The 12,563-nt window shown below is 45.1% G+C and carries 10 protein-coding genes and 1 pseudogene; 4 read left to right on the top strand and 7 right to left on the bottom strand.

What is annotated here, in order from left to right; all coding sequences use genetic code 11:
- Window positions 1–144: 144 nt before the first annotated feature.
- The 4 genes from DSM107010_RS29770 to DSM107010_RS29755 all read right to left on the bottom strand — a co-directional run bounded on the left by DSM107010_RS29770 (window position 145) and on the right by DSM107010_RS29755 (window position 6,353).
- On the bottom strand, window positions 145–3,321 hold the full coding sequence (locus DSM107010_RS29770) for an efflux RND transporter permease subunit (protein ID WP_106168245.1): 3,177 nt from the start codon (window positions 3,319–3,321) through the stop codon (window positions 145–147).
- A gap of 52 nt (window positions 3,322–3,373) precedes the next feature.
- Window positions 3,374–4,831, bottom strand: coding sequence for an efflux RND transporter periplasmic adaptor subunit (locus DSM107010_RS29765; protein WP_106168244.1), 1,458 nt, complete (start codon window positions 4,829–4,831; stop codon window positions 3,374–3,376).
- Between the two features lie 257 nt (window positions 4,832–5,088).
- Window positions 5,089–5,448 carry a translocation/assembly module TamB domain-containing protein gene (locus DSM107010_RS29760; RefSeq protein ID WP_071925431.1) on the bottom strand — a complete coding sequence of 120 codons (360 nt, stop codon included), beginning with the start codon at window positions 5,446–5,448 and terminating at the stop codon, window positions 5,089–5,091.
- Window positions 5,445–6,353 (bottom strand): NmrA family NAD(P)-binding protein, encoded by a 909-nt coding sequence (locus DSM107010_RS29755; RefSeq protein ID WP_015154193.1) that lies wholly within the window; start codon window positions 6,351–6,353, stop codon window positions 5,445–5,447. The genes DSM107010_RS29760 and DSM107010_RS29755 overlap by 4 nt, the downstream gene beginning before the upstream one ends.
- A 285-nt stretch (window positions 6,354–6,638) precedes the next feature.
- On the opposite strand from DSM107010_RS29755, the pseudogene DSM107010_RS29750 reads away from it, so the two are divergent.
- Window positions 6,639–6,822, top strand: a pseudogene (locus DSM107010_RS29750) (hypothetical protein).
- 326 nt (window positions 6,823–7,148) lie between these two features.
- Here DSM107010_RS29750 and DSM107010_RS29745 read toward each other — a convergent pair.
- On the bottom strand, window positions 7,149–7,421 hold the full coding sequence (locus tag DSM107010_RS29745; RefSeq protein WP_015154194.1) for a Mo-dependent nitrogenase C-terminal domain-containing protein: 273 nt from the start codon (window positions 7,419–7,421) through the stop codon (window positions 7,149–7,151).
- A gap of 314 nt (window positions 7,422–7,735) precedes the next feature.
- Between DSM107010_RS29745 and DSM107010_RS29740 the strand changes: the two genes are divergently transcribed.
- Complete coding sequence (locus tag DSM107010_RS29740; RefSeq protein WP_106168243.1) at window positions 7,736–8,599, top strand: hypothetical protein; 864 nt, start codon at window positions 7,736–7,738, stop codon at window positions 8,597–8,599.
- On the opposite strand, the gene DSM107010_RS38870 is transcribed toward DSM107010_RS29740, so the two are convergent.
- Complete coding sequence (locus DSM107010_RS38870) at window positions 8,591–8,728, bottom strand: hypothetical protein (protein WP_158631897.1); 138 nt, start codon at window positions 8,726–8,728, stop codon at window positions 8,591–8,593. The genes DSM107010_RS29740 and DSM107010_RS38870 overlap by 9 nt on opposite strands.
- Between DSM107010_RS38870 and fahA the strand changes: the two genes are divergently transcribed.
- Window positions 8,702–10,018: a fumarylacetoacetase gene (gene fahA, locus DSM107010_RS29735; RefSeq protein ID WP_106168242.1), complete on the top strand. Its 1,317-nt coding sequence runs from the start codon at window positions 8,702–8,704 to the stop codon at window positions 10,016–10,018. The genes DSM107010_RS38870 and fahA overlap by 27 nt on opposite strands.
- 93 nt (window positions 10,019–10,111) lie before the next feature.
- Here the strand turns inward: fahA and DSM107010_RS29730 are convergent, their stop codons facing one another.
- Window positions 10,112–10,597 carry an ankyrin repeat domain-containing protein gene (locus tag DSM107010_RS29730; RefSeq protein ID WP_015154197.1) on the bottom strand — a complete coding sequence of 162 codons (486 nt, stop codon included), beginning with the start codon at window positions 10,595–10,597 and terminating at the stop codon, window positions 10,112–10,114.
- Window positions 10,598–11,683: 1,086 nt separating this feature from the next.
- On the opposite strand from DSM107010_RS29730, the gene DSM107010_RS29725 reads away from it, so the two are divergent.
- On the top strand, window positions 11,684–12,541 hold the full coding sequence (locus tag DSM107010_RS29725; RefSeq protein ID WP_106168779.1) for an SDR family oxidoreductase: 858 nt from the start codon (window positions 11,684–11,686) through the stop codon (window positions 12,539–12,541).
- Window positions 12,542–12,563: the final 22 nt, after the last annotated feature.

Below are 12,563 nucleotides of genomic sequence, written 5' to 3'. Positions count from 1 at the left end.
AGCGAGAGTGGTTGCTAGCATGATTAGAAGTTGAAAAACCTCTCTTCTATACTTACATCCTTACTTGTTTAGGACTACCAGTTTTGATACGTTGCTGTCAGACTTAATGACTACCTTTGAAGGTGGTAATTAAACAAGTAAAACTTAGCGAGTGACTTCTGACTCCCGTGCTGGATCTGATAATTGTTGTTGAGAACGTTTAGACTTGCGACCTTTATGAAACCAGCGATCGCCAATTGACTCAAATGTGATGTACAAAATCGGTACGACAAACAAACTCAAAACCGTAGCTACCAGCATTCCCCCAAATACAGCCGTTCCCAAAGATTGACGACTACCCGCTCCCGCTCCGGTAGCTATAACTAAGGGGAAAATTCCCACCAAAGTAGAAATTGCCGTCATCAAAATCGGTCGCAAGCGTTCTTGCGCTGCTTCTAAAGCTGCTTGCGTAATTGACAATCCGCGATCGCGCAATTGATTGGCAAATTCTACAATTAAAATTGAATTTTTACTTGCCAACCCAATTAACATTACCAATCCAACCTGACCGTAAACATCATTGGGAAAACCGCGTAAAGTGAGAGCCAATAATGCACCCAGAACAGCTAGCGGTACAGCTAAGAGAATAATTAGCGGATCGAGATAATTTTCATACTGAGCCGCCAAGACTAGAAAGACAAAAACAATTCCCAAGCCAAAAACGATCGGTGCTTGTCCGCCAGACTCTAATTCCTCCGCTGTAATTCCCGACCATTCATAACCAATATTAGGTGGTAGCACCTCAGTGGCAATTTGCTCCATCTTGTCAATTGCTTCGCCAGAACTGAAGCCTTCAGCCGCCGAACCAGTGATTTCAATCGAGCGAAATAAATTGTAACGATTAATTGTTTGCGCTCCGGTTGTCGGAGTAATCTTCACTAAATTAGCCAAGGAAATCATCCTTCCCTGTGCCGATCGCACGTAGAGCTGGCGAATATCATCGGGGTTATTCCGAAACTGTCCATCTGCTTGTACGTAAACGCGATAGCTGCGCTGTTCTAAATTAAAATCATTCACGTACTGCGAACCTAAAAAAGTTTGCAACGTGTTATAAATATCGTCAATAGAAACCTGTAATGCCTTAGCTTGGTTGCGGTTGACTTCTACTATTACCTGCGGTGTATTAGCAGTAAAAGTTGTAAATACTCTTTGCAATCCCTCTGTTTGACTGGCTCTACCGATTAATTGATTAGCTGTTTGTAATAAGGTATCTAAACCAACATTGCCTCTGTCTTGTAATTGAAATTGAAAGCCACCAATGCTACCCAAACCAGGAATTGCCGGCGGATTTGTGGGAATAATTCTTGCTTGCGGAATTGCTGCTAATTGTCCGCCTAACTTCTGCGTAATCGCTTGGACTGACTGCCCCGTACCTTGACGTTCATCCCAAGGTTTGAGCGAGGTAAAAATAATTCCATTATTAGCAGTATTGCCGCTAAAACTAAAACCACCGACAGTAAAAGTCGATTGCACTTCGGGAATTTTGAGAATTTGCGTCTCGACTCGCCGCATTACATCATCTGTATAGTTTAAAGAAACTCCAGGTGGACCCTGCACCAATGTAATAAAATATCCTTGGTCTTCTTCTGGTAAAAAAGCAGTAGGCACAGTTACGAACAACCAAGCTGTAAAGGCGATCGCAGCAGCAAATAGCGCCAAAACGATGTATTTGATTCTGACTAGGCGATGGAGAATTTTTTGATAACCGCGGCGCAACCAGTCAAGAAAACGATTGATTTGGTGGAAAATTCGACCTAACCAGCCGCCTGTAGTTTGTTCTCGTCTCAGTAAAATACCTGCTAAAGAAGGCGTAATCGTAATCGCAAGAAAGGTAGAGATGGCGATCGAAAAGGCGATAGTCAGCGCGAATTGACGGTACAATGCCCCTGTAGTGCCTGGGAAGAAAGCTACGGGAATAAACACCGCCATCAACACTAAAGACGTGGCAATGACTGCACCTAGTAGTTCGTGCATCGCTACCGATGCAGCTTGACGCGGCTCCATGTTTTCTTGTTGCAACAAGCGGGAAATATCTTCGACTACGACGATCGCATCGTCTACTACCATCCCTGTGGCTAAAGTTAAGCCAAACAGCGTCAAACTATTAATCGAAAATCCGAAGACTTTGATAAAAGCAAACGTACCGATCAAAGCGACAGGAATTGTAATCGCAGGAATGACGGCAATTCGCCAGTTTTGCAGAAACAAGAAGATTACAGTAATAACTAGAGCGATCGCAATTAATAGCGTAATTACCACTTCAGAAAGCGATTCTTGCACGAATAAAGTCGTGTCAAAGGCAACGTCATACCTCATGCCTGGAGGGAAACTTTGCGATAGTCTTTGAATTTCAGCTTTAACTGCACTAGCAACTTCCAAGGCATTACTACCAGGTAACTGATAGACACCTAAACCTACAGCATCTTGTCCCCTAAATCGCAAGAAGGAATCGTAGTTTTCTGCTCCTAATTCTGCCCGTCCGACATCTTTCAACCTCACCAACGTCCCATCTGCACCAGTTTTGAGGACGATGTTTTCAAATTCAGAGACATCTTGCAGGCGGCTCTGCGCTCGCACGTCGATTTGATATTGTTGATTATTAGGGAGCGGCTGTTGACCCAAGCGCCCCGCACCAACTTGAATATTTTGTTCGTTGAGCGCCGCAACTACATCTTGTGCTGTAAGATTGCGACTGGCGAGTAAGTTAGGGTCTAACCATACGCGCATCGCATATCTGCGTTCGCCAAAAATTGTAATATCGCCAACGCCCTCAATTCTTTTCAGGGCATCTACGAGGTAAATATCGGCATAATTACTTAAAAAGATCGGGTCGTATTTGTTCTGTTCGGAAAACAGCCCAAGTGCCAACAACAGAGTGCTAGACCGCTTTGTTACCGTCACTCCCGTGCGTTGTACTGCTTCTGGTAACTGTGCCTGGGCGACGGATACGCGATTTTGTACGTCAACGGCTGCCAAATCTTGGTCGCGAGTCGGCTCGAACGTGACTGAAATCGAGCTGCTACCATCGTTATTACTGCTAGAACTAATGTACCTCTGACCGCGAACGCCGTTAATTTCCCGCTCTAATACAGTTGTGACAGTATTTTCGACAATTTCTGCACTAGCTCCAGTGTAGTTTGCCGTGACATTGACTTGAGGCGGACTGATTTCGGGATACTGAGCAGCAGGTAGTGTGGGAATGCTAATCGCTCCTGCTAACAGAATGATAATGGTACAAACGCTAGCAAAGACAGGTCGCTTGATGAAGAAATCTACGAACATGATGAGGGGTAATTGGTAATTGGTAATTGGTAGTTGGTAGAAAACTGCTCGCTCAGCTCTCTTCCCCTGCTCCCTGCTCCCTACTCCCTGCTCCCTGCTCTGGCACGGGGGCGATCGCAGCGCCATCTCTGAGGTTGAGCAGCCCAGAGGTAACGATCCTGTCTCCTGGTTGCAATCCCGATCGCACTTGGTAGCGATCGTCTTGAATGTCTCCTAACTTCACTGGTTGCTGTCGAGCCGTTAGTTGAGTTTGCCCTTCTGGGGATTTTGTTTGTTGCACTACATAGACAAATGTTTGCCCTGCAACCCGCGATACTGCTGTCGTGGGAATCAAAATTCCTTGCCGTTGGTTCCAAATCACTCTGGCGCGGACAAAACTATCGGCTCGGAGTTGGGTAGGGGAATTGGCAAATAATGCTTTAATTAAGATCGATTGCGTATCGTTTGTCACTTGGGGCGAGATAAAAAATACCTTGCTCGTACCGATTTGCTCTCCCTGTTCGTTTAATAATTCTACTGGTGTACCGATTTCTACTTGTGCCACCCGTTCGCGTGGGATAGAGACGTTCACTTCTAAAGGTTGATTTTGAGTCACGGTGGTTAGTTGAGTCGAAGGTGTGACGAGATCGCCAACTTTGACGGGAATCGCGCCTACCGTACCTGCAAAGGGAGCGTTGACTTGGAAGTATTGCAGTTGCACTCGTGCTTGGTTAGTATTTGCCTCTGCCTGCTGTACGGCTTGTTGAGCTTGAGCGACTGCCGATGTCTGCGCTTCGATTTGCTTGTCGATCGCATTCAAATTAGCACGAGCTGTTTGCAGTTGATTGTAATATTGGTCTCTTGTCTCTCGCGATACTGCTCCTTGACCAGCTAGAGCAGAATATCGTTTGTACTGCTCTTGGCTCAGTCTTAGATCGGATAGAGTAGCTTGCCTTTCTGCTCTGAGCGATCGCAATGTAGCTTGCGCCGTTGCAACTTGAGCGCGAGCCGCTGCTGCTGCCGCAACTGCACCCGATACAGAGGCTTGTTGCTCGTCAGGATCGATTTGCACCAGCGGTTGCCCAGCTTTAACTTGAGTACCTGGTTGGACGTAAATTTGCGCGACTCGTCCCTGAACTTGTGGCAAAAGAGTCACCGACTGCCGCGACTCCAAATTCGCAATAAATTCCGAGCTTTCAATTATAGTGCCAGATGTGACTGTTGCCGTGTTGACGGGAACAGCACGCGGCTGGCTTTGTCCTGGTGGTGACTGACCTTGCACTTGACGCTGCCACCACTGCCAACCCAAAAAGCCCCCACCCAGAAGGATAGCGATCGCGCCTATAATTGATAACCACTGGCGCTTCTGTCTAGAGGAAGATTTTGTCCGTACTCGCTCGGGAGGGGAATTGTCTTGTACCTCACCAGTTTTTTCGACTGATACTACGTTTCCAGAGCGAGAGCCTGCATCATCCTCTTGCTTTATCGTTTGATTTTCTGGTTCCGTGCGTTTAGAATCCGAATAGCTCATTTATCTGATACTTTTTTTAAGAATTTTTTCTTTAGAGTGCGTAGTAATTTATGCCAAGTAACTCACCAGCCAAATGTCCCCTTCGAGCCTACATAGAAATAGTGGAAAACTGGTGCAGCCAAACGGTAGATATCGTCTGATTTATTGAGTCAAACTATCTGAAGGTAGAGATTGTATTAAGCTTAGAGTTAAAGGCATTTGACTAATAGACCGAGCATAATCAGCACTCAGATAGGGACGGTATTGCTGCGAACCTGCTACATAAGTCTCAAAAAAAGCCACGCTCCAATTTCTACTGCTGCGGTAGGAAAGCGTAATTCATCAATGCTTAAAACCTCACCAATCTCGGTAATATTGTCTTGGAAGTTGGATAGGGTAGAACCTGCTATTGTGGCAAGTCCTAGTGTAGGATTTCCTCTACCCAAAGTATTGATAAAGGAACCGCTTAACAGCGCGACGCTCTCTGCTTCGCTGCGATTCAGTTCGCTAGTCAGTTCTAGCTTATCCGCCAATTCACTTGCAGAACCCTCTACCACTGCTTCCACGCGCACGGTGCGGAAAGTGCCGAAGCTTGATGAGAGGATTAGAAGGGATAGGAAGCGATCGCCTCTGCTCACAGATTTTCGTAAGTAAGTTCTTTGTTTGCCCAGTGAGTTTCTGCCAGAAATTCACTAAATGTAGTCAGGAGTCTGGGAAATTCCGCTTCTCTTAAGCGCCTAACATCGGCTTGATAGCCTTGCGTGCGATACCACTTAATCAGGGCAAATAGTTCCCATCGCCAAAGAAGTAGAAATATCCATGCAGGTATTTCTCTGTAGACAACTGGCATGGACTGTGCTTCAGAGAAGCTCTGCGCCATTTGTAAAGGAGTTAGCACGTCGCCTGCCAGCTCAATTTCTTGACCAATGTACTTTTGTGCATTTTTCATCACATAAGCAGCAATGCGTCCCATATCCCTAGTTGTAATTAGATGTAGCGGTCTGTCGGGCTGAAGCGAAAAGGAGAAGACCCCTTTGAGGATGGATGGTCGCGTGTACTTCTTCCAAAACTCTTCCATAAATAGACAAGCTCTGAGCATAGTTGTTGGCAAGCCAGCCTGTTTGAAAACTTGCTCCACCTGATACTTCTGCTCGATATGGCTGACTCCAGAATTTCTATCTGCTCCACCAGCGGAGTTATACACCAAATGCTGGATCTTGGCATTAACAGCCGCTCGTGCCAGTCGGTGCGCTCTCTCGATCTCTTGTGGATCGGGTTTAGCAGCATCGGCAGACAAACCGTGGCAGTAGACAGCCGAAATTCCCTTCAAAGCTGCTTGAAGCGATGCTTCATCATCCAAGTTAGCCTCAACTAGCTCAACGCCTGCATCACTTATCTTTGACAAATTGGGGCGGCTCAGGTCGATTTTTCTAGTGATGGCGTGTAAGTCAGTCGCTCCAGTATCGAGAAATCCCTTGACTGCGTTTTTGCCAGTGCCGCCAGTCACTCCTATTAGCAAAATCCTACCAATTTTTGATTCCATGTCATTAGGGAAAAGCGATCGGGGACATTAAAAATTTTTGCTTGTCATGCTATATATTATTGAGCCACAAAAACCCCCTTCTGGTGGTTTGGACTGCGAGAAAGACTGCTGGTATATGGGCGATGGTCGAGACAAGCGCGTTTCACCCTCGGCATCGCGATGAAGACGAAGAAGCTACGATGGGGACAGGCTGACATAGATCGGTTTTCTCTCTACGATTTTCCTACCCGCCGCAGTGCGAATAGAGACACAATAATAAATAGAAATAACTTTTTGAGGTAAGCTATGTTTCCTTTTTGGGGTAGTAGCTGCAAAGGAGCGCGAACCTATGTCTCGCAAAAGCTTTTTAGAACGTAGGCTTTGGTTTCTCAAGTGGATGCGAGACGATCTAGAGACAAAATTAGCAGGCATTAATGCGGCGATTGGTAAAGTAGAGCAGCAGTTAGGGGAAGATGAAGCACCCGTTTGAAGTTAAAGCTTGAGGCTATATCTATACGCTACAGCTAATTAGGTAAATCCGAGCGTAGTCCCAGTGAAGCAACTGGGACTTTTCGATTAGCGGTAGGGGTCAGAAGAATAGTGATAACTGCGCTAACGCACATCATACTGTTCTGGCGATTCTGCTAATAGGGGAACTGTGTTCAAGTGCATCCCCTATCTTTCTTTGTTTTCGGCTATTTAGTCTAAACTCCAGTTTTACCGACTGACTGTCTACAATTGCGGCAGTAGCTTGGGGAGATCTTTATTGCTTCAAAAGATCGCTTAGTAAAACTTGTTTGCCATAAGGCACTCTCATTAGTAGCAATATAGTGCTTTATGCTTATCAGATTCATTCGTTAGATAGGACAGAGCTTTGAACCGCAGGCTAACCAATTGCTCGTAAAAAGGATTTAGCTTGCACAGAGGTGGAATGTGAAATAAAGTACGCCCAAAAAGCTTAATGTCTCGTTCAAAAGGGCAACTTGCTGGGATCGACTGGCATAATAATTTGGCAATCTTGCGATCGCGCACTTCTATCTTATCAAACCATTGGTCAACCAAATCCCGTAGATTGAGAAGTTTCACCATAACGATCGCTCCTTGTAATCCAGTTGAATCATGCTTGGTTTTTTGAGTCTATTCATATCAAGATGCATACTCTCGAAAAATTGGTCTGACTCCACTTTTTCGCGTTACGCTCCTTGAGTTATGAACACTAATCAATTATTGATTAGTATTCATAGTATGAAAGCTGTCTGTTTGCGATCGGGTTCAATCAGATGTATAACTTCGTGTATAACTTCTGCCAGCGGTAGGGGATAATTTGAGAGTAGAGATTACACAGCAGCGGACAGCAACAGAGGCGCGTTTTAAATCAGAGCGTCAGGAGGAAATGAGATCTAATGCTCGCATCACTAAAAGCACTTCTCACCTCAGCTGTAGACTATGCCGGACTGTTTCCCCCAGCAAAGCTTGACTTGCGACAAGCAATGGAAAATTACGTCCAAGACTCGGCATCACCCTACGCTTGGATGCTGAGTCGCTTTGTCATCCCAATTTCCCGTTTGTCGGAGTTCGCGGAACTCTTATCGGCGTTTTCTTTAAAGCATTGGTCGCTCAGTGTAATTCTTTCGGGACTGGAATCGGAAATCGAGCAGGTGCAATCGCTTCACATTGGCAACAAGGTAGCGATCGCAGCTCTTGAATTTTCTGCTCTTTCACCTCCAGAAATAGAAAGAGTGTCGTCCGCTCTTCCTACTGGAGTTGAAGCATTTTTTGAAATTCCCTTTAATAGCGACTTAAAGCCATATTTAAAGGTTCTGCGGCATACTGGTGCAGCAGCTAAAATTCGTACTGGCGGCGCAACCATCAATGCTTTTCCCAGCGTTACTCAATTGAGCCAATGCATCTTTTCATTTGCCGAAGCCCAAGTTCCTTTTAAAGCAACCGCAGGTTTGCACCACCCCTTACCAGCTCAATATCCCTTGACCAGCGAACCAGACAGTCCTGCCACATTAATGCATGGCTTCTTGAATGTGGCAACTTTAGCAGCACTCGCATACTGGCAAAAAGTCACGCCAACAGAAGCCTTAGAACTTCTCCAAGCATCCAGCAACACTTTCCAATTCAAACAAGATAGTATTTGCTGGCGCGATCGCTGTTTAGATATTTTAGAGATAGAAGCAGCTCGACAACATTTCTTCCGCTCATTCGGTTCCTGCTCCTTTCAAGAGCCAGTCAACGACCTCAAGCATGTTTTAAATTAGTAATTGGTAATTGGTAATTGGTAATTGTGTGGTGCGCGATTTAATTTTGAATTTTGAATTTTGAATTGCTCCCTTGTCCCCCGTGTCTCCCTTGTCTCCCTCATGATCCGTCCCATCAATCGCACCCACAATCCAAATTTACGCAGTTGGGTTGAATCGGCAAATCAAAAGGACACTGATTTTCCGATCCAAAACCTGCCGTTTGGCGTGTTTCGACCTCGGAACAGCAATAATTCCCGAATTGGGGTGGCGATTGGCGATCAAATTTTAGATTTAACTGCGTGTTGCCAAGCTGGATTGCTGCAAGAACTTTCCCAGGAACTACAAGCTGCATGTACTGCACCTAGATTAAATCAATTGATGGCGATGGGAAGTAGAGCAGCCTCAGCATTGCGCGATCGCTTGAGTCAGCTCTTACGAGCCGATGCCCAAAATCCCCCCTTAGAAAGCAAAATTCTTTACTCGATATCTGAGGCAGAACTTTTATTACCTGCGGATATAGGCGACTATACTGATTTCTACGCTTCGATCTTTCATGCCACTAATGTTGGTAAGTTGTTTCGTCCCGACAATCCACTCCTGCCTAACTACAAATACGTCCCGATCGCTTACCACGGTCGTGCTTCTTCCATCGTGCCTAGCGGGACTGCGATCGCGCGTCCTAAGGGTCAGAGGAGAAGTTCTGGGGAGTCAGTGCCAAGTTTCGGATTTTCTCAACATTTGGACTACGAACTGGAAGTTGGTTTCTTCATTGGTAATGGAAATCAGCTAGGTCACCCCATCTCAATTGATGATGCGGAGGAACACATATTTGGGCTTTGCTTGGTGAACGATTGGTCGGCAAGAGATATTCAAGCTTGGGAATATCAGCCCCTCGGTCCCTTCTTATCCAAAAGCTTCGCAACGACAATTTCTCCTTGGGTAGTAACCCTAGAAGCTCTAGCACCATTCCGTTGTGCATCTTTTCAACGTCCCCAGGAAGATCCGCTACCACTGCCTTATCTTTCCTCAGCACATGATACTAAACTAGGTGGCATTGACCTTACGGTAGAAGCACTAGTCTGCTCAGAGCAAATGCGTGTTATGGGAATGCAGCCGTTTCGCCTAAGTCGCGCTTCTTTCAAATCGATGTATTGGACTTTAGCTCAGATGCTCGCTCACCACTCAAGTAATGGTTGCAATCTCCGCTCTGGAGATTTGCTAGCCAGTGGTACAGTTTCTGGTGCTGAAGCAGGAACGCAAGGATGTTTACTCGAAATCACTCAGCGTGGCTCAAAGTTGATTCAACTGCCAACAGGCGAGGTAAGTTCCTACCTAAATGACGGAGATGAAATTGAGCTGCGCGGATACTGCGAGCAGGAAGGCTATGCCAGAGTTGGTTTTGGAGAGTGTCGAGGTAGAATTCTCTCAACTAGCTGACATTCCATTAATACTATGTCTATTTGCTGGAATGGCGACGTATCTTTGAGAGTAGTTAACAGTTGTCCATTCGAGAATTGATTGGGTTTTTACCTATGCGAGAATGCTAACAATCTCTCTACGCCTACATTTCATTGCTAGCTCCAAAGGGGTATCCCCATACTTGCTTCTAGTATTTAACTGTGCGCTCGCATCTACGAGTAGCTTGACCCCTTCAATATTATTTTGCACAACCGCATCGTGGAGAGCAGAGTACCCGTTGTAGGGACCCTGAGCATTGAGATCGATCCCATATTCAATTAGAACTTTCATCACTGCTGGATACCCCAGATAAGAAGCGGCGTGAAGTGCAGTTCCTTTCATGCTAGAGTCAACCGCACGAATATTAGCACCAGAGTTAAGCAACAGCCTGACCATTTCAGAGTCACCATTGGCAGCACTAATTATGAGCAGGCTATTTCCATAACTGTCCGTTTGGTTAGCGTCCGCTCCGCTAGCAATCAATTTTTTTGCTAATTCGAGGTTATTGTCGTTCACGGCAGCAACCAGACTGGTACTCGTAACTAAATTAGTTTTCATCAGTTTGTCCTCATGTTTGACGAATTTTTACACTACACATTTAAGAGTGCAAATTAAATCTTAAAAAAATCTTAAGACAGAAGATTGCCAGGTTGCTAGGGTGAAACTTTTTGAGTGAGTTAGCATTCTTTTGACTGTATGCGGTATACAGTAAAGACGAAAAGTAGATAACTATAGAGCTCATATTTAATTTTTGAAATCTACGTAGGATGCGTCACGCCAAAGGCTAACGCATCACTCTCAGTTTTTGGTGTGTTAAGCAAGCGCGTAACACACCCTACCCATATTGAGGTTTTTTCGATAATCAAACCGGATTCCTATAGAACTAAAGATTTAAAAGAACTGAAGACTCAATTGAAGTTCGACTGCAATATATGAAGAATTCCGCAGCGAACTTGAAATTTATTACCTTGATTACCTACCGACCGAAACAAACAAACTGCTGTACGAGCAGTTAACCAGGGTCTATCTCGTCAGCAGTAAATGTTGCAAAACTGTTCAGGGAGATTCCAATAAAATCCGATCGCTTGCTTCCAGTCAGCAAGGTAATCTTTTCGGCTTTTAACGATTAATGAAGGAGGACACTCGACGTAAACCATCTAAGACCGCTCTGATGGAGGATTGCGCCTCCCCTCGATGGTAACAAAGTGGAGGAAGCGATAAAAACTCCACACCATCGATGTCCTTAATTTGCACTGTTCGCACATTTGACATCGCTCTCCTTCAATGCGCGCTCCTGAGCCACAACGGTATAACGCTCATACAGTGCTGTTTCTTTTCAGAAGTTTAGAGTTTATAAAAAGCGATCGCAAGGCTAAATCTTTCGGAGTAAGTTCGCATTCTTTTGCTTTCTTCTCCGCGTGCAATCGAATTTAAATGATAGGAAAGATAACCATAGTGCAAGACAAAATTGCACTATGAGTAATATCAACTTACTCAATAGATAAATACAATCCAATTACTGATTTTTCAATAGGAAAGTAATGCAATCTTCAATATTTTTACTATAGACATTCCAAAGTTTAATGCTGTGAAGACAACACATCATCATTTGCAGTTTCTCCAAACATTTGAGAGAATGCGGGAATGAGTAATAACATCTTGGTAACGGGCGCTACAGGCAATGTTGGTTCTGAAGTTGTGCGTTTGCTGAGCAAACGGGGATATTCAGTCAAAGCTGCTGTACGAAGTCATTCTGATTCGCGCATTCACCTACCTTCTGGTGTAGAGTCTGTTGCTTTTGATTTTGAGCAACCCCAAAGCTTTGAGCCTGCTTTTCGGGGGATTAATACATTGTTCTTGGTCAGACCACCTGCGATTTCACAGGTAAAGAAATATATCTATCCCGCGCTGAGAATAGCCCAAGCAGCAGGTGTCGATCGCGTTGTCTTTCTATCTCTCCTGGGAGCAGAACGCATGGCGATCGTTCCCCACGCTAAGATCGAAGCCTACATTAAATCTCTTGGTCTAGTGTATACCTTTCTGCGGGCAAGTTTCTTCATGCAGAACTTGAGTACAACGCATTGTCAGGATATTAGAGATCGCAACGAGATTTTTGTCCCAGCAGGTAAAGGTAAGACAAGTTTTATTGACGTGCGGGACATTGCCGCTATCGCCGTAAAAGTGATGACTGAACCAGGACATGAGGATCGAGCATATCCGCTGACTGGAAGCGAGGCACTGGACTATTATGAAGTCGCCGAGATCTTTACAAATGTTTTAGGAAGACAAATCGTTTACACTCATCCTTCTTTCTTAAAATTTGCCCGAAAAATGTATGTTCGAGGGTTACAGCCTGGATTGATTGTGGTAATGCTGGGAATTTACACTACAGCACGTTTGGGATTGGCAGCAAAAGTTACCGAAGATGTCAGACATTTGTTACAGCGATCGCCTATTAGTATGGAAGAGTTCGTGCGGGATTATCGAGCAAGTTGGATGTGACAAAGCCAGCACCAACTGTAAT

Origin of the sequence: Chroococcidiopsis cubana SAG 39.79 (assembly GCF_003991895.1) — a bacterium.
Classification (GTDB): domain Bacteria; phylum Cyanobacteriota; class Cyanobacteriia; order Cyanobacteriales; family Chroococcidiopsidaceae; genus Chroococcidiopsis; species Chroococcidiopsis thermalis.
Note: the sequence above shows the minus strand (reverse complement) of the source record. Positions and strands in the feature narration are given on the sequence as shown.

Excerpts from the sequence above, each read along its gene's own strand:
- DSM107010_RS29770 (WP_106168245.1), bottom strand. The coding sequence starts at position 3,321 with ATGTTCGTAGATTTCTTCATCAAGCGACCTGTCTTTGCTAGCGTTTGT.
- DSM107010_RS29765 (WP_106168244.1), bottom strand. The coding sequence starts at position 4,831 with ATGAGCTATTCGGATTCTAAACGCACGGAACCAGAAAATCAAACGATA.
- DSM107010_RS29755 (WP_015154193.1), bottom strand. The coding sequence starts at position 6,353 with ATGGAATCAAAAATTGGTAGGATTTTGCTAATAGGAGTGACTGGCGGC.
- DSM107010_RS29745 (WP_015154194.1), bottom strand. The coding sequence starts at position 7,421 with ATGGTGAAACTTCTCAATCTACGGGATTTGGTTGACCAATGGTTTGAT.
- DSM107010_RS29740 (WP_106168243.1), top strand. The coding sequence starts at position 7,736 with ATGCTCGCATCACTAAAAGCACTTCTCACCTCAGCTGTAGACTATGCC.
- fahA (WP_106168242.1), top strand. The coding sequence starts at position 8,702 with ATGATCCGTCCCATCAATCGCACCCACAATCCAAATTTACGCAGTTGG.
- DSM107010_RS29730 (WP_015154197.1), bottom strand. The coding sequence starts at position 10,597 with ATGAAAACTAATTTAGTTACGAGTACCAGTCTGGTTGCTGCCGTGAAC.
- DSM107010_RS29725 (WP_106168779.1), top strand. The coding sequence starts at position 11,684 with ATGAGTAATAACATCTTGGTAACGGGCGCTACAGGCAATGTTGGTTCT.